Raw genomic sequence first — 16,979 nt, forward strand, 5'->3', positions numbered from 1 at the left:
GAACAACACGCGCAGCAGCGATCGATGCAGCAGTGATCTGCACAGCAATGCTCGACACAGCGGCGATCGGCCCGTTGCGGACGCGGCCGGGCCCTGATGAGTGGCCCCGTTCACGGGGGCGGGAGCGGGCCGGACGCCCCATGCGCCCGGCCCGCCGCCGCGGCGGCGCGGTCCGTCCCGTCCCGCGGTGTCACAGCTCCGCGTCGAGCGGAAGGCGGTGGACGCCCGGAAGGTACTCGTCCAGTTCGCCGGGGGTGAAGCGGGCCATGCCGACGACGTGCCAGAACTCGCCGTCCACCTCGCCCTCGTACTTGTAGCCGCCCTCGGGGGTCAGTGCCGCCCAGCCACCGGGGACGCCGAGGAGCGTGGCGTGCGGGGTGGGCGGGCCGTCCGGTGCGGGGACGTTCCACAGCCGGACCGTGCCGTCCTCGCCGCCGCTGGCCAGGCGGATGCCGTCGGGGCTGAAGGCGAGGGAGAAGACCCGCCCGGTGTGGCCGGTGAGGCGGGCGAGGCGGGTGCCGGTGCGGGCGTCCCAGAGACAGATGACGCGGTCGTCGCCGGCGGTGGCGAGCAGTGGCAGCCGGGGGTGGGCGACGGCCGTCCAGAGCCGTCCGTAGTGTCCGGCCAGGACGTGGCGGGGGGCGCCGTCGCGCCAGATGATGGCGGTGCCGTCCCAGGAGGCACTGGCCAGCCAGTCGTCGTCGGAGCCGAAGGCGACGGCGTAGACGCGGTCGCCGTGGCCGTCGAGTTCGGCCGCCAGACGGCCGCTCTCCTGCTCCCACAGGCGGACCCGGCCGTCGTCGCAGCCGGTGGCGAGGGCGGTGCCGTCGCCGCGGAAGGCGATGGAGCGCACCCGGCCCCGGTGGTCGGCGAGAGTGGCGACATGGGCGCCGGTGGCGCGCCACCACAGGCGGACGGAGTCGTCGTCGTTGGCGGTGGCGAGCAGGGTGCCGTCGACGCTGAACGCCTCGGCCCAGGTGTGGTCGGTCTCCACGTCGACCTCGCGGAGGTACTCACCGGTCACGGCGTTCCACAGATAGACGTCGCCGTCGTTGCTGGCGGTGCCGAGTATCGGGCCGGCGGGGCTGAAGACCGCGGAGATCAACCGGTCGCCGCGGCCGGTGAGTTCGGCGGTGCGGCGGCCGGTGCGGGCGTCCCACAGGCGGACGATGCCGTCGTTGCCGCTGGTGGCGAGGCGGGTGCCGTCGGCGCTGAAGGCGACGGTGTTGACCCGGCGGCCGTGGCCGCGCAGGATGCGCTTGCCCTGGCCGGTGTCGGCGTCCCAGATCTGGGCGCCGCCGTCGTTGCCGACGGTGACGAGCTGACTGTCCTGCGGGCGGAAGCGGCAGGCCCAGGCGGAGCCGCGGTGTTCGACGGGCTGCTGGCGCAACAGGCTGATGGCGCGGTGACCGCCGGAGAGGGCGACCCGCCACAGGCGGACCGTGCCGTCGCTGTCGCAGGCGGCGAGGAGGCGTCCGCCGTTGCCGAACATCACCTGGTAGACGGCGCCGGTGCAGCGTTCCAGGGCTCCGGCGGGGGCACCGACGACCGGGTCCCACAACCGGACCTGGCCGTCGGTGTCGCCGCTGACCAGGAGGTTGCCCTCGGGGTGGAAGTCGAGGGTGTAGACGCGGCCGGTGTGGCCGGTGAAGGTGTGCAGCAGGCGGCGGTCGGCGAGATGCCAGACGCGGACCGTGCCGTGCCCGTCGGCGCCGTGGTCGCCGGTGGCCAGGAGGGTGCCGTCGGGGCTGAACCGGGCGCGGAACACCGCGCGTTCATGGCCGTCGAGGCTGCCGGTGCACTCTCCCGTGCGGGTGTCCCAGATGCGGAGGTTGGCGGCGGCGTCGCCGGTGACGAGGGTGTGTCCGTCGGGGCCGAACACCGCCGTGTAGACGGGGGCGGTGTGGCCGGGGAGCTGGTGCAGCGGTTCGCCGGTCGCGGTGTCCCAGAGGGTGACCAGGCCGTCGGCGTCGCCGGTGGCGACGACGGTCCCGGCGTCGTCGAGGGAGACCGGCCAGACACCGCCGGGGTGGACGTCCAGGCGGTGCAGCTGGCGCCCGGAGACCGGGTCCCACAGCCGCACGGTGCCGTCGGCGCCGCCGGTGGCCAGGACCCGGGAGCGGAACTTCACGGCGTAGACCCGGCCTTCGTGGCCGTGCAGGGTGCGCATCGCGCGGCCGGTGTCGGCGGCGCAGACCAGCACGCCGCCGTCCTCGCTGCCCACCGCGAGGAGTTCGCCCTCGGGGCTGTACGAGAGGGGTTCGGGCAGCCGGCTGGTGCGCATGTCGAAGCCGTACGGGACACCGACGGCGGCGGGGCGGAAGCCGACCTCGACGGGCATGCCGGGGGCGAGGGCGGCGGTACGCAGTTCGGGGGCGGCGCGGACCTGCGGGTCGGTGAGCGGGTCGATGAGCGCGGCGCGGTGCCAGCGGCTGCGGGTCAGGCGGGCGCCGCGCAGATCGGCCCGGGTGAGCCGGGCGCCGCGCAGATCGGCACCGGAGAGATCGGCGCCGGAGAGGTCGGCGTGGTCGAGGCGGGCACCGTTGAGACGGGCGTCGCGCAGCACGGCGCCGGAGAGGTTGGCGCCGATGAGGCGGGTGTCGGTGAGGTCGGCGCCGGTGAGATCGACGCCGGAGAAGTCGCGGCCGGAGAGGTCCTCGCCGGAGAGGCGGGCGGCGCGCAGGTCGGCGCCGGCGGGGACGCGGAGCCGGTCGATGACGCGGACGGCGTTGGCCCGGGCCGCGTCGCTGACACCGGGCCCGGGGGCGTTGAGGACGGTGCGGACCCAGGCGGTGCTCAGGTCGTGGTCGGCGAGGTCGCAGAAGAACTCGACGGCGAGGGCGCTCAGCGGGCGGGCGGCGAGCAGGGTGCTGTCGCCGTCGGCGAGGCGGTCGGCGGCCTCGCGGGCGATGAGCCATTCGACGACGGAGCCGTGGATGAATTGGAACAGGCCGTCGTCGGTGCGGATCAGCAGGCTTCCGGCGCCGATCGCCTGCGCGCTCTCCTGGGTGGTGAGGGTGGTGCCGGCGAGTCCCGCGAGGGCGGCGGCGACGGTGTCGGTCAGCTCGTCGAGGTGCAGACCGTTGCGGCCGGTCTCCCACAGGCGGCGGGCGAGGGCGGTGACCGCGGCCCAGAGGTGGTCGAGGGTGAGGCCGGGGGCGGCGCCGGGGCCGCCCTGGCCGCGGCGCTCCTCGTGGGCGAGCCAGGCGGTGAAGACGTCCTCGTAGAGCCGGGCGGGGCTCAGGGCGCGCCCGGCGCCCGCGACGGCGCGCAGCTGGTCGGGGTCGAGGTCGGCGACGAAGCTGAGCAGCCGGGGGTTGGCGCACAGCGCGAGCAGGTCGGGGATGTTGCCGAGGAGTTCGAAGCGGCGGTCGGCGGTCTCCTCGTCGCCGTAGCGGTTGACGAGGTAGGCGCGGATCTGTTCGGGGACGAAGCCCTCGACGGCGAGGATGCGGCGCTGCGGGAGCAGGCCGACGCGTTCGCCGAGGGCGGTGAGGATCTGGTCCTGCGACTTGAAGTGCTGGGTGCGGCTGCTGACCACGATCTTGGCGTTGTCGACGGCGGCGTTGAGGAGCACTTGGAGGTGGTCGGCGGCGCGGTCGTAGCTGACGCGGTTGACGAGTTCGTCGAAGCCGTCGAAGAGGAGGACGACGCGGCCCTGGCCGAGCATGTAGCGCAGGGCGCGCAGGTCGATGGTGTCGACGTCGTGGCCGGCGAGGTGGGCGGCGACGAGCCCTTCGAGGCTGTGGGCGCGGTCGAGGGTGTGCAGCGGGATCAGCAGCGGGGTGAGGTGCGGCAGGCGTTCGGGTATGCGGCGGGCCAGCTCGCGCAGGGCGAAGGTCTTGCCGTGTCCGAAGTCGCCGAGGAGCAGTATGAAGCGGCCGTGGTCGGTCTCCAGGAGTTGGAGCATGGCCTCGACGAGGTGGTCGCGCTCGTCGGCCTCGGAGCGTTCGGCGTCGCGGTAGCGCTGCGGGAGGTAGAGGTCGGGGGCGTAGCGGTCGTCGTTGCTGAGCCGGGCGGTCTGGGCACTGACGTAACCGCGCAGGTCGAGGAGGCCCTGGAACTCCAGGAAGCTGCGGACCCGGACGCCGCGGCGCCCGGCGCGTTCGCGCAGGGACTGCGCGGGCGGCGGGCCGTCGTGGACCAGTTCGGCCTCGGAGCCGGTGTCGGTGGCGTGGGCCTGGGCGAGGAAGCGGTCGAGTTCGGCGTCGGTGGGGGTGCCGGGGTGGACGGCGATGCGCTGTTGGCGCACCACGCCCTCGTCGCTCCAGGTGACCATGATCTGGGCGAGGTCGTCGGGGGCCGCGCGGGGCACGTCGCGGAGGCGGACGCCTTCCTGCCGGGCGCGGCAGACCTCCTTGACGCGTTCGGCGAGGGAGTCGACGGGTGCGTCGACGGCGCGGTGGTCGGAGGGCGGGGCGGCGGCGGGCGGGGTCGCGGGCTCGCCGGGCGGGGTGAAGATCCGTCCGGCGCCGTGCCAGGTGACGGGGAAGACGGCCGGTTCGGTGCCGCCGGCGCCGGTCCAGCGGGTGACGCCGTCGGCGGTGACGCGCAGCAGCTCGAACCCGGCGGGGGCGGCCGGACCGTACAGCGGCAGGCTGCCTTTCTGGAGCGGGAGGTGGTCGTGGGACGGCTCGCCGCCGGTGGTGCGGGGGCCGCCGCTCGGGCCGTGCAGGACGAAGTGCAGGCGGGGCGCGGCGAGGCGGGTGAAGGTGTCGACGTCGCGGAGCGTGCCGGGGCCGCCGGGGGTGTCCTGAGGGCGACGGCGGCCGGTGAGCGGGTGGCGGAGCGCGCCGATGCGCAGCCAGCCCTCCTCCTCGTAGCCGCGCAGTGCCTCGGCGAACCAGGCGGCCTGGTCGCGGCCGAGGAAGCCGTACTGGTCGTCGGGGCGGTGGCTGGCGGCGATGGAGGAGTTGAACCCGGCGACGACGGTGTGGAGTTCGGGCACCGGGAAGAGGGTCCAGGGCTGGTCGCTGTCGAAGACGGTGTCGAGGCCCTCGTAGAGGCCGCGGAACAGGCGCGTGTAGTGGCGCCACTTGGGCCAGTACGGGGGCTGCGGCGGGACCTCGTCGGCCTCGCAGGTGTGGAAGTAGCCGCGGCAGGCGGCCTGGCTGACGTCCTGGTTGCCGGGGACGACCACGACGCGCTGCGGCGGCAGGTCGAGCTGGGAGCGCAGCCCGGTGAGGAAGCTGAGGGCCTGGTCGCATTCGCGGGGGCTGCCGGACGCGGTGAGGTCGCCGGTGACGACGAGGAGGTCGGGCGCGGGGGCGCCGGCGTCCTTCAGCTCGACGAGGTCGCCGCGGATCTCCCGGCGCAGCGCGTCCGGTTCGCGGCCGCGGCCGAAGTCTGGGCCGGCGAGGTGCAGGACGGTCAGGGCGCTCTGGTCGCGGGCCGCGCCGGGTGCCTGCGGGTAGCGGGGCGCGCGGGCGGGGCGACGGCGGCCGGACCAGCCGGTGCGGCCGAGCGGACGCTGCCGGTCGTCGGGGGTGCCGGGCCCGGGCAGCTGGAAGGAGCCGCTGGCGGTGACGGAGCCAGGGTAGCCGGGGCGGCGACCGGGGCGGGCGTGGCCCTCGACGGCCTGGCCGACGCGGGTGAGCAGCAGGCTGCGGGCGGTTGCGGCGTCGGCGACGCCGACGAGGTCGACGTAGGTGATGGTGGCGAGGAGGCCCTCGATGGGGATGTCCTCGACGCGGACGGTGAGCAGTTTGCGCTCGGGCTCCTCGGGTTCGGCACGGAGCGCGGCCTGCCATTCCATGCGGCCGTAGGTGGAGCGGCCGTAGTGGCCGGAGAGGACGGCGATGACGGCGACGGATTCGCTGACGCCGCGGTCCATGAAGTCGATGAAGTTGGTGCCCGCGACGAAGTCCCACGCCTGGATGACGGTGCGGTACCCGGCTTCCTCCAGAGTCCACGCGATCCAGGACGCCCATTGTTCGTCGGCGGGCGAGTAGCTGATGAAGAAGTCCAAGTCACGTGTCCGGCCGAGCAGTTCCCCGTCAGTCACCATGTCCCCATCGTAGGAGGTCGGGGGGCGGCGGGGCAGGTGGTTGAAGGGATCACACGTGGGATTTAGGTCAACCGGCGTGGGGGTCATGGACGTTGGGGCGCGGACGGGCGGCGGTGGGCGGCTCGGGCACGGGCCGGCCCCGATCTTCCCCTCTCCCCCGTCCCGTCCGGCCGTGTGTGCGACGCTGTCGGGCGTGCGATTCCTCAAGCGTCTGCATCCCCTGGACTGGCTCGCCGCCGGGCTGCTCGCCTGCGGCCTGGTGTGCGTGGCCACGGGACTGCTGCCGGCCGCGCCCGCCGGCGACGCGATGGCCCGGATCGGGCCGCTGCTGGTCTTCCTGGCGACGGTCATCGTGATGGCCGAACTGACCGGCCGGGCCGAGGTGTTCGATGCGGTGGCGTCCTGGGTGGCGCGGACCGGGAGAGGCAGCTATCCGCGGCTGTTCGGGCTGTGCGTGCTCTTCGCGTCGCTCACCACCATCACGCTGAACCTGGACACCACGGCGGTGCTGCTGACGCCGGTGATGCTCGCGCTGGCCGGGCGGGTGGGCATCGCGCCGGTGCCGCTGGCGATGACGACGGTCTGGCTCGCCAACACCGCGAGCCTGCTGCTGCCGGTGTCGAACCTGACGAACCTGCTGGCGTCGGACCGGGTCGGGCTCTCCCCCACCGCGATGGCCGCCACGATGGGTCTGCCCCAACTGGCCGCCGTCGCCGTGACGATGGCGTGTCTGTGGGGCTTCTACTGGCGACGCGGGCGGCGAGGCTCTGACGGGTACACACCGCCGGAGCGGCGGGCGCCGGGCGATCCGCTGTTGTTCCGGGTGTGCGCGTTGGCGTGTGCCGGTTTCCTGGTGGCGATCCTCGTCGCGGACGTGCCGCTGTGGTCGGCGTCGCTGACCACGATGCTGATCGTGGTCGTCGCGTTCGCGGTGCGGCGCCCGGCCGAGTTGCGGTGGTCGCTGGTGCCGTGGCGGCTGTTGGTGCTGGTGCCGGGGATGTTCCTGGTCGTCGAGACGGTGAACGCACACGGGCTGGACACGCTGCTGACGGCGGCGGTCGGGCCGGACGGCGGCCTCGGCGGCATGCTCCGCTCGGCGGGCGTGGGCGCGGGCCTGTCCAACGTCCTCAACAACCTGCCGGTCTACATGGCGGGCGAGGCGGCGGTGCCGGTCGGCAACCACCATCAGTTGCTGGCGCTGCTCATCGGCACCAACGTCGGACCGCTGGTCACGCCGTGGGCGTCGCTGGCGACGCTGTTGTGGTTCGAGCGGTGCCGCGGCCAGGGCACCGTCATCCCGCTGCGGCGCTTCATGGGGACGGGGTTCGTGCTGGCCGTGACGGCGACGCTGGCGGCGACGGCGGCACTGGCGGTGGGCTGACTGCCGGCCCCCGCTCAGGCCGCCTGCGCGGCGGCGACCACGTCGAGCAGGTACGTCAGGGTGTCACCGCGGGCGGCGACGAAGCTGCGGTCGGCGTCCGGGCCGGCGGAGCACACCGTGAAGGGGCCGCCGGCCAGGGTGCGGAACTCCACGCCCGCCTCGGCGGCCAGCAGGGCGCCCGCGGGGAAGTCGATGCCCTCCGCGCAGTAGCCGACGAAGCCGTCGATCGCGCCGCGCGCCAGCATGCTCCAGCCCAGCAGCGGCGCCCACAGCTGGAGCACCCGCCGGGTGCGGCGCTCCAGTTGGCCCCGCAGTCCCGCGGCCACCGGGTCGGCCCGGTCCACCGCGTGGCCCTGGGTCCAGGCCACCACCGGCCCGCTGCGCGGCACCGCGCCGGACGGACCCGGCAGCCGGTGCAGGCCGCAGGACGCGCCCTGGCCGCGGACGGCCCGCCAGGTGGAGCCGGTGACCGGTTCGTGCACCACGCCGACGACCGGCGCGCCGTCCACGCACAGCCCGATGCCGACGGCGTACGCGGTCAGACCGATCGCGACGTTGTTGCTGCCGTCGAGCGGATCCACCAACCAGGTGCGGCTGCCCACCGCGTCGAGGAGGCCCGCCTCCTCGGACAGGATCCGGTCGCGCGGGAAGTGCGTCTGGAGGCGGGCGAGGATGAGCTTCTCCGCGGCCAGGTCGAGGTCGGTGACGACGTCGCCCGCGGCGTCCTTGACGCCCACCGCGCGCGCCGTGCCGAACCGGCCGTGCAGCAGGGCCCCGGCCTCCTCGGCTGCGGCGACGGCCACCCGCGTCTCGCTCGCGTACGGTGCGGCGTCCCGGTCACTCATGCTGCTCGGCATGGATCCTCCTGAGTGCTGTGCGGACGGTCCGTTCGGTCTGTTCCGCGCCGCACAGCCGGCGCACCGTACGGTGGCCGCGGCCGTGCAGGGGGCCCAGGGAGAGGTCGGTGTGACCGGGCAGCGACCGGCCGAGCACCAAGGTGGCGGCGGGCTGCCCGCGGGTGACGACGGTGGCGTGGAACTCCCCGGCCGGCAGGCTGTACGTCTCGCCGCTGCCGCTGGAGGCGGCGGGGCCCGGTTCGCAGTGCACCAGGCGGGCGGTGGGCCGCAGTTCGTCGACGCCCGAGGGGGCGCTGAAGACCTCGAAGATCCGGTGGGTGGGGGTGCGCGCCTCGTCCGTCACGGTGACCGGGAGGTTGCCGACCCGGCCGTAGAGGACATAGCTGCGCAGCTCCCAGCTGTGGGCGTGCATGGGGGCCGCGGTGGGGTCGGCGGTGGTGCCGGTGCCGAAGAGGTGGACGCAGACGCCGCGGGCGCCGTCGCGGACGAGCGGCAGGCACAGGAAGCCGAGCGGGTGGCGGACCGCCCGTAACTCCCTTTTGCCGCAGGCGATGTCCTCCAGGGCGCCGGTGACGCTGGCGCGGGGTGCCTCCCGCGGGGTGCCGGGCCGGAGCAGTCGGTCGAGCGTGTCGTAGTCCATGAGCCGCGCCCGAGGCGTCTCACCTCCGGTAGGGGTCCTCAGCGTGCAGGGCTTTCTCGATGATCTCCGCGACATCGGCGTCGCTGAACACCGAGGGAAGGGGGAGGTCGACGTCGTCGAAGACCGCGCGGACCTCGTCGACGGTGGGCTCGTCGCCCAGGGGGGCGACGCCGCGCAGGTCGAGGCGGACGGCCTGTTCGCGGCTCTGGTGCAGTTCGGTGACGTAGTAGTCGTAGAGCGGCTGGTCGCGGGCGACCAGGAGGTTGACGCGGTTCGGGTCGTCCTGGGTGATGACCAGGCAGGACTCGGAGAGGTCGAAGCGGAGGGTGGGGACGCCCGAGGAGAGGTGGACGCTGATCTCCAGGGTGTCCAGCCGCTGGCGGAACCAGCAGGCGGCCAGGACCGTGGCGTACGCCTCCTTGCGGGTGCGGTCGGCGGTCCAGGCGTGCGCCGAGTCGTCGTTGTGGCGGCGGGCGAAGGTCTGGCGGAAGCGGGCGTAGGCGGCGCAGGTCTGCTCCTCCGCCGGGTTGATGATGTCGATCTTGATGCTGAGCTGGGAGCGCTGGCGGGTGGCGGCCTCGACGCACCGGGGCAGCGTGACGGCGCGCAGATACGTGCCGGTGCCGCCCTTGAAGTACCAGCGGTTGGTCTGTGCGCGGGCCCGTTCCAACGCGTCGCCGACCTGGTCCCCCGAGAGGGAGCGGACCATGGCGAGGTCCTCCAGGGCGCGGCGGGTCTCCGCGGACGCCCCCTGGATGTCGGACTTGCGGCGCAGCCGCTCCGTCATCGTGCCGACCGCGAGCGTGCCGAGCACCAGCAGCGTCGCGCCGGACGACACCTTGTCGCTGATGACATCACCGAAGACGTCCATCAGGCCGATGGTCAGGCCGAGCCCCACGGCGATGAGTCCGTCCAGGTTTCTGATCGCCCATGCGACGACGAACTCCACCCGCCCCACACGCTGTCCCACGTCGAGTCCCCCTCCCCGTTCCCTGGCATCGTAGGAGCAACGGGACAGCTCTGGCCAGGGTTGCCTTGCAGTTGCAAGATCCTTCCTGCGCAAGGGAGTTACCGCACCGGTCCTCTGACGTGGCATCGAAGCCCGCCGCCGGGCAAGCGGAAGCCCCGGTATCGAGCCGCTGCTCGATACCGGGGCGCTCTGCCCTTACTTGTGGAAGGCCTCGTTGTTACAACCCATGCTGGAGCCCATCTTGGTCTCCTGCGCGCCCGCGGCGCCCTCGCCGTTGAGCGCGTTGCCCAGCGCGCCGTCGAGGACACCGACCGCACCGAGGATGTCGATGTTCAGGTCGTGCGAGCGGCACTGTGTGCCCTGGGAGACGTTGAACATCCCATCCTTCCCACCCTTCTTTCCGCCGTCCTCCCCGTCGCTGGAGAAGGAGCTCGTCCCGCCCTGGTTTCCGCCATGGGCGTTTGCGGTGCCGGCGCCGAGGAGGCCAACGCTGCCCAGTACGGCGATCACAACGGCGGCCTTACGAAGCTTGCGCATTTCATCTCCGGTAGGTCGAACGGAAGCGATCAGAAGTTGATCGACTTCGTACGGCTATGCAAACTAGTGCGGAATTTGTCCCAACTCGTCAGTGACACGCTGAATTTCACGACTGCCACGACCAGAATCCGCCCCGCTTATCGGATAACCCACCGTCTCGGCGATCTCGGGAATATCACGCGAGAAACACTAATTCACACAAGGGCTTGTCCAAAAACCCATCCGATAAGCCCAATTCGGGCCCCGCGAGATACCCGCGTTCCGGTCCGAGCGGACCGCGACGGCGCCGCTACCCCCGCCGGACCAGGAGCTCGGTGTTGCGGTCCGCCGCCGTACCCGCCATCTCCTCATGCACGCCGCTGCCCATTCCGGCGGCGAGTCCGGGCGCGTTGTAGGCGAGCTCACGGTAGAGGGAGGCGAGGCCGACCGCGGAGAGGTCACCGAAGTCCGCCCGGTGCGGGGCGGCGGACTCCACCAGGGTCGTGAACAGCGACAGCGTGCCGTCCTGGTTGTCGACGAGTTCGAGGAGCCGGGCATGCTGGGGGTAGTCCACGTGGGAGGCCGTGTTGACCTCCCAGAAGGAGCGGGCCGGCACCGGATGGGCGTGCGGCGTGATGCGGTTGACGTGACTGTGCCCGTTGATCCACGCGACCACGTTCGGGAACCGGCTCAGCAGCTCGATCACCTCCGCGCCGTCGTGCCGGATCTCGTCGGTGCGGGCCGCGTCGGGGCGCCGGGTCATGCTCGGGCTGTGGTGGTGGCTGAAGACGAGGACGTGCGCGTCGTCGGCGGCGGGGTTGCGGACCAGGCGTCCGTCGGCGTCGTAGTGGCGTGCGCTGTGGGCGGCCAGGGTCCTTTCCAGCCAACGCAGTTGCTCGGTCCCGAGCGAGCCCTCGAAGTGGCCGCTGCGGTAGGTGGTGTCCATGCTGATGCCGACGACGCCGTCCGCGATGCGGAAGGTGTAGTACATCCGGTCGCCGTCCAGGTGGTTCTCGGTGTACCCGTGCCCGATCGGCCCCGCGCCGGCGTAGGCCGGGTCCAGGTGTGCCCTGAGGTAGTCGTGCGGGGTGGCCAGGCGCCGGCGCGGGTCGGCGGTGACGGTCCGCGCCCGGCGGGCGTTGTGCCGCAGGATCTCCTTCAGGACGGTGCTCTTGGGGTCGTCGCCGGACTCCTGCACCTTGTTGAAGGCGGCCACGTCGGCATCCGGCACGGAGAACAGCTTGCGCGCCCCGGTGACGTAGTCGCTCAGGAACGGGTCCTGCGGGGCCAGGCAACCGCCCGGCAGGTCGTCGTGGTTGCCTGGCGTCGAGTACCAGGGGATGCGCAGGCCCGGGCTGGTGACGGGGCGTATCGCGGCCTCCAGGTAGCCGGGGATCCGTGGCATCCCGCGCAGCTTGTCCTGGTCGCGCAGGCCGGCGTCGGGGTGCCAGTACAGCGGGAGGCCGCAGTTCTGCACACCCTCGTACGCGGCCGGGTCACCGGTGTTGGGGGTGATCCGGCCGCCGCTCATCAGCGTCAGGAACCACTCCAGCTCCACCATCGAGTTGTTGTCCATGTTGTCGCCGGTCGACATCACGAAGGCCGGGAGTCGACCGGTGTGGGGGCCGCCACCGAGCGCGTTGACCTGCTCGACCAGCGAGACCGCGCCGGCGACCGACAGCGCCTCCTGCCCCCGCCACGATCCGGGCGAGCCGGCGCGCAGGTACTCGGTCCGCAACGGGCTCTGGACGTCGGCCACATGCAGGTCGGTGAACTGCACGAAGCATGCCAGCGCGGCCCGCCGGTCCTCGCGTCCGCGCCGGGCGGCGGCGAGTTCGCCCCGTACGACCAGGGGCCATCCGGGGCCGGAGACGAGGTGCCGGTAGCCTCCGCTGCCGGTGAGCCGGGCGGTGGTCTGGAGCGTGGTGGCGCCGTACGGTGCGGCTCGCTTCACGGCGGGGCGGGCGGGTGCCGCGCCGGTGTCGGCCGGTGCCGGGTCGGCGACCGGGTGCGCGCTGCTGCGCTGGCCCGGGAGTGCGTAGGCGGCGCCGACCGCAACGACGGCGGCACCGGAGCTGAGGAGGAATCGACGACGGTCGGTGGTGGATGCAATTCCGGCCATGGGGCCCTCCGTGCGGTGGCGGGCGCGCCCGACCACAGCGGTGTCACCAATCGGAATCTCTCGTTCCGAAGGATGCTCGGTGCGCGTGGCCGGGAGTTGAACGCGCCCGGAACGCCGCACACCCATCCGCCGTCGGATCGCACGGGACCCGCCCCGGTCGGCGCGGGGTGCCGCTACGCGGGGCCAGGGGGTCCGCTTGGTGGCCCGACCAACCGGGTGAGCACCTGGTCCTGACCCGTCGGACGGGCCCTGGGAGCCTTGTCGGCGCTCCCGCCGCCAGGCGTCGAGGTGCTCGTCGAGGTCGTCCCCCGTCGGCCGGGGCGGCGGCAGCCGACGACCGCCCCGGCCGGTGGGCCGACCCGGCTCAGGTGTTGGGCAGCTGCCCCTTGTCCGGTTCGCCGGCGGGCACCGGCTCCAGCACCGCGACGTCCATCGGGCCGTCCAGCGCGTCCGCGATCTCCCCGCCCAGCGTGGCGAGCACCGGCCCGGCCGAGTGGGCGTCGAGGGCCGCCTGGTCGGCCCAGTTCTCCACGACAGTGACCCGGTCCTCGCCGGCGTGGGCGGCGTAGAGCAGGCAGCCGGGCTCGGCGTGCACGGCGGAAGCATGCCGGCGGAACGCCTCAAGCACCTCTTCCCGGCGGCCGGGCTTGGTCCGGAGGGTGGCAACGACGATCGGCAAGGAAACTCCTTGAGTTGGGATCCGTCCACGGCGCGGACACGATCTTGATGGTCGAGAGCACCTTATGCCAGGCACTGCGCCGCGGCCTCGCTCGGCCGCGCGGCCGGGAGCAAGGCGATCCGCTCGTCGTCACAACGCAGTCCGTCCAGCCACAGACAACCCCCTGAGCTGGGCGAACGCCCGCGCAGCGCGGGCCGGCCGCGGCGTCCTTCGCGTACGGATCAATGGCCGGTGGTCGGTGCGGTCTCCGTCGGCGGGGCGCTGGGCGCCGCCGCCCGCTACGGAGCGTCCCTGATCTGGCCCACCGGGCCTGGCGCCTTCCCCTGGACCACCCTAGGCACTCTCACCCCGCCTCGGTCGGCGGTGCGGTCGAGGGCGGCTTGGTGGCTCGCCCCGCCCGCAGGCACTTGCCCTCCGGTAGCGATCGCCAATAATTCCGCCTGAACGGTGCGGACCCGCGCTGGAGTCGCACGGTAGGACGTACGCGTCGAGCGTGCCGGGTGTGCGTCATGCGCCGGCCGGATGGGAGGGGTGTGAGCGTGGAGCTGGAGCTTCGACACCTGAGGGTGCTGTGCGCGATCGCAGATGCCGGGAGTGTGGGACGGGCCGCGTCGGAGCTGGGCTACTCGCAGCCGGCGATGAGTTCTCAACTCCGCCGCATCGAGCGGCATTTGGGCGACCCGTTGTTCGAGCGGAAGACGTCGGGCGTCGAGCTGACGCCCTACGGCGCGGAGGTGCTGGCACAGGCCCGTGACGTGCTGGCCCGCGCGCATGCCATCGGGCGCCGTCCGGCCGGGAGCGCCGCGGGCCCGCACCGGGCGCTCCGGCTGGCGGCGACCAACTCCCCGGTCCTGTCGGGGATGGTCGCCCGGCTGCGGAACCGGCTGCCGGATGTCGCACTCACGGTGAGCAGCGTGTATCCGTCCTCGGAGATCGTCCGGCTGCTGGAGGACGGTGCGGTGGACGCGGCCATCGCCGCCGACTATCCCGGGCTGGAGCTGCAGCACTCCGCCGCGGTGGTGCTTCGCGGGATCGTCACCGAGCCGTCCTTCGTCGCGCTGCCGGCCCGCCACCGGCTCAGGGACAGTGTGGATGTGGGGCTCGCGGATCTGGCCGACAGCGCGTGGTTCGTGACGCCGGACGACGGGGCGGGGTGGCCGGGGGTGTTCTACGCGGCCTGCAGGTCGGCCGGATTCACCCCGGCGGCGGTGCATGAATTCCTGGGTGATCAGCTGCAGTTGCAGAGCATGATCGCCGAGGGTCTCGGGGTCGCGGTCGTGCAGGCGACGCTCCGGCCGATCCCCGGCGTCATCGTCAAACCGCTGATCGGCACCCCGCTGTGGTGCCGTTACGTGCTGGCGTGGCGGCGCGAGAGCTTCGCCGCCGAGATCGCCGACACCCTCGTCGACTCGGCCTCCGCGGCGTACCGTGCGCTGAGCGCACAGTCGCCCCATCTGCGCACCTGGGCCTCGCGGACGTGGAGCGCGGCCAGGCCGTAGACCGCCGCCAACCACGGATCAGGGGCGGACGGTCCGGGTGGAGACGCTCGGTGCGGGGCAACTGCCGGCCGATGTACCGGAGTTCGTCGCGCAGGATGTTATGGCCGGTCAGTCCCATGTGCTATGTCACACGGCATTGTCGGCGGGCAGGGTGCCCTGAGAAGGTGCCGATCACGCCTCACCGTTTCCCGAGGCGCATCTGTCCACGAAGGAGCAGGGATGCGCTATCGCTTCACCTGGCCCAGATGTGTGGTCGGCGGCCTGGCCGCCTGCGCGACGATCGCCAGCCTTGTGGCGACGCCCGCACTGGCCACGCCCTCGCCGACGGCCACCCCCACGTCCGCGACCGGGTCCCGCACCGTGCCGCACCACATACCGCCGCCGACCGGCTCGACCGTCGGCACGGGCGAATATCCGGCGCAACCGGTCCGGCCGCTCGACCCCGCCGGGCTCCGCCCGCTCAACGCGAAGAATCCCCCCACTTCTTCGACTGCAGCGGCGAAGCACAAGGGCACCGAGCGCCCCGGCGCGGCCGCCTGCAGCCCGGGCGACTTCGGCGGCCGGACCGGATCCGACCTGGTCCAGGCCGTCAAGAGCGCAACCATGGACTGCATCAACACCCTCTTCTCGGTCACCGGTCAGGACGCGCACGCGGTGTTCCGCGAGGAGCAGATGGTCACCGTGGCCAACGCCTTCAAGGACGGGGCGGCGTCGTACTCCGGCGACAACTCGGCGAACGTGTGGCAGCTCGTGCTGTTCCTGCGGGCCGGCTACTACGTGCAGTCCAACCACCCGTCCGATGTCGGCCAATACGGCCAGGACCTGGCCACGGCCATCGAGGCCGGCCTGGACGCGTTCTTCGCCAACGCCCACTCCAACGACGTCTCCGCGGGGAACGGCGATGTCCTCGGGGAGGTCGTCGTCCTCTCGGACAGCGCCAACGAACAGGGCCGCTACCTGGACGTCTACAAGCGGGTGCTGACGGGCTACAACGGCTCCTACGACGCCATCCCCAGCATGCTGGCGGCCGTCAACGACGTCTACACCCCGCTCTGGCGCGGCAACTGGAACGACGCGTACGTCAAGGCGGTGACGGCCGACCCGAGCATCATCGACACGCTCGACTCGTTCGCGCGGGACCACCTGGACCTGCTGGGCACCGACAAGTCCTATCTGGACTCCAACGCCGGGATGAACGTGGGGCGTTACGTCGAGCACCAGCCGCTCCAGGACAAGGTCCGGCCGCTGATGAAGGGGCTGCTGGACGCGTCGAAGATCACCGGGCCGACCGCACCGCTGTGGGTCACGGTCGCCTCCCAGGCCGACTCCTACGACAAGGGCAACTGCTCGTACTACGGGGTGTGCAACCTGGCCGATCAGCTCACCAAGGCGGCACTGCCGGTCGACCACTCCTGCGACCAGACGCACACCATCAAGGCGCAGGCGCTGACCGCGGCCGACCTCGACGCGGCCTGTGCCAGCCTCCTGAACCAGGACTCCTTCTTCCACAAGCTCGTGAAGGACAACGGCCCGATCCCCGGCCAGTACGAGTCGACGGTCCAGATCGTCGTCTTCGCCAGCCGCAACGACTACCAGACCTACGCCGGGGCGATCTACGGCGTCGACACCAACAACGGCGGCATCACCCTGGTCGGGGACCCTACCAAGCCTGACAACCAGCCGATGTCCATCGAGTACCAGAAGGGCCCCGACGACGGCTTCCCGGCCGGGATCTGGAACCTCAACCACGAGTACACGCACTACCTCGACGCCCGCGACGACATGAAGGGCGACTTCACCCAGCAGACCGCGGTCCCGGACGTCTGGTGGATCGAGGGGCTCGCCGAGTACGTCTCGTACGGCTACCGCGGCGTCACCGACGACGGGGCGGTGAGCGAGGCCGGAAAGCACACCTACAAGCTGAGCACGCTGTTCCAGAGCACCTACGCCAACAGCGATGTGACCCGCACCTACCCGTGGGGCTATCTCGCGGTCCGCTACATGTTCGAGAAGCACCCCGAGGACATCGCGAACATGCTCGGGCACTTCAGGACCGGCGACTACGCGGGCGGCTACGCCGTCTACAACAACGACATCGGCACCCGCTACGACGACGACTTCGATGCCTGGCTGACGGCGTGCGCGTCCGGCGCCTGCTCCGGCAAGAAGGCACGGTGACGGCGTCGCACTGAGACGCGTCGAGCCGCACTGAGCACCGCGCACGGCACATGGCTCCCGGCGCATCCCCTCCGGTGTCAACCGGAGGGGATGCGCCGGGAGCCTGCTGCGCGGCGGCCCCTGCCCCGGT

The 16,979-nt window shown here is 72.4% G+C and carries 10 protein-coding genes and 1 pseudogene; 4 read left to right on the forward strand and 7 right to left on the reverse strand.

Annotated features, from left to right (window positions below):
* Positions 1-190: 190 nt before the first annotated feature.
* Positions 191-6,007 (reverse strand): WD40 domain-containing protein, encoded by a 5,817-nt coding sequence (locus JNO44_RS33800; RefSeq protein ID WP_205367725.1) that lies wholly within the window; start codon positions 6,005-6,007, stop codon positions 191-193.
* 193 nt (positions 6,008-6,200) lie between these two features.
* Here JNO44_RS33800 and JNO44_RS33805 point away from each other — a divergent pair, with 193 nt between their 5' ends.
* The gene (locus tag JNO44_RS33805; protein WP_235095672.1) at positions 6,201-7,388 is read left to right on the forward strand and encodes an ArsB/NhaD family transporter; all 1,188 of its coding nucleotides are present in this window, start codon (positions 6,201-6,203) and stop codon (positions 7,386-7,388) included.
* A gap of 14 nt (positions 7,389-7,402) precedes the next feature.
* Here JNO44_RS33805 and JNO44_RS33810 read toward each other — a convergent pair whose 3' ends face one another.
* From JNO44_RS33810 to JNO44_RS33835, 6 genes are all read right to left on the reverse strand, one after another.
* On the reverse strand, positions 7,403-8,245 hold the full coding sequence (locus JNO44_RS33810; protein WP_205367726.1) for an inositol monophosphatase family protein: 843 nt from the start codon (positions 8,243-8,245) through the stop codon (positions 7,403-7,405).
* Complete coding sequence (locus JNO44_RS33815; RefSeq protein ID WP_205367727.1) at positions 8,226-8,885, reverse strand: hypothetical protein; 660 nt, start codon at positions 8,883-8,885, stop codon at positions 8,226-8,228. The genes JNO44_RS33810 and JNO44_RS33815 overlap by 20 nt, the downstream gene beginning before the upstream one ends.
* 19 nt (positions 8,886-8,904) lie before the next feature.
* The gene (locus JNO44_RS33820; protein WP_229921791.1) at positions 8,905-9,855 is read right to left on the reverse strand and encodes a hypothetical protein; all 951 of its coding nucleotides are present in this window, start codon (positions 9,853-9,855) and stop codon (positions 8,905-8,907) included.
* A 195-nt stretch (positions 9,856-10,050) separates the two neighbouring features.
* Positions 10,051-10,392: a hypothetical protein gene (locus tag JNO44_RS33825; RefSeq protein WP_205367728.1), complete on the reverse strand. Its 342-nt coding sequence runs from the start codon at positions 10,390-10,392 to the stop codon at positions 10,051-10,053.
* 289 nt (positions 10,393-10,681) lie between these two features.
* Positions 10,682-12,493, reverse strand: a complete 1,812-nt coding sequence (locus JNO44_RS33830; protein ID WP_205367729.1) for a TIGR03767 family metallophosphoesterase — start codon at positions 12,491-12,493, stop codon at positions 10,682-10,684.
* A 364-nt stretch (positions 12,494-12,857) separates the two neighbouring features.
* A complete protein-coding gene (locus tag JNO44_RS33835; RefSeq protein ID WP_205367730.1) occupies positions 12,858-13,172 on the reverse strand; it encodes a putative quinol monooxygenase in 315 nt (104 codons plus the stop codon).
* Positions 13,173-13,340: 168 nt separating this feature from the next.
* On the opposite strand from JNO44_RS33835, the pseudogene JNO44_RS43915 reads away from it, so the two are divergent.
* From JNO44_RS43915 to JNO44_RS33845, 3 genes and pseudogenes are all read left to right on the forward strand, one after another.
* A pseudogene (locus tag JNO44_RS43915) lies at positions 13,341-13,508 on the forward strand (FluC/FEX family fluoride channel); the annotation flags it as partial.
* A 203-nt stretch (positions 13,509-13,711) separates the two neighbouring features.
* Complete coding sequence (locus JNO44_RS33840; protein WP_205367732.1) at positions 13,712-14,671, forward strand: LysR family transcriptional regulator; 960 nt, start codon at positions 13,712-13,714, stop codon at positions 14,669-14,671.
* A 219-nt stretch (positions 14,672-14,890) separates the two neighbouring features.
* Positions 14,891-16,849, forward strand: a complete 1,959-nt coding sequence (locus JNO44_RS33845; RefSeq protein ID WP_205367734.1) for a collagenase — start codon at positions 14,891-14,893, stop codon at positions 16,847-16,849.
* Positions 16,850-16,979: the final 130 nt, after the last annotated feature.

The sequence above is a fragment of the Streptomyces noursei genome (assembly GCF_016917755.1).
Lineage (GTDB): Bacteria > Actinomycetota > Actinomycetes > Streptomycetales > Streptomycetaceae > Streptomyces > Streptomyces yunnanensis.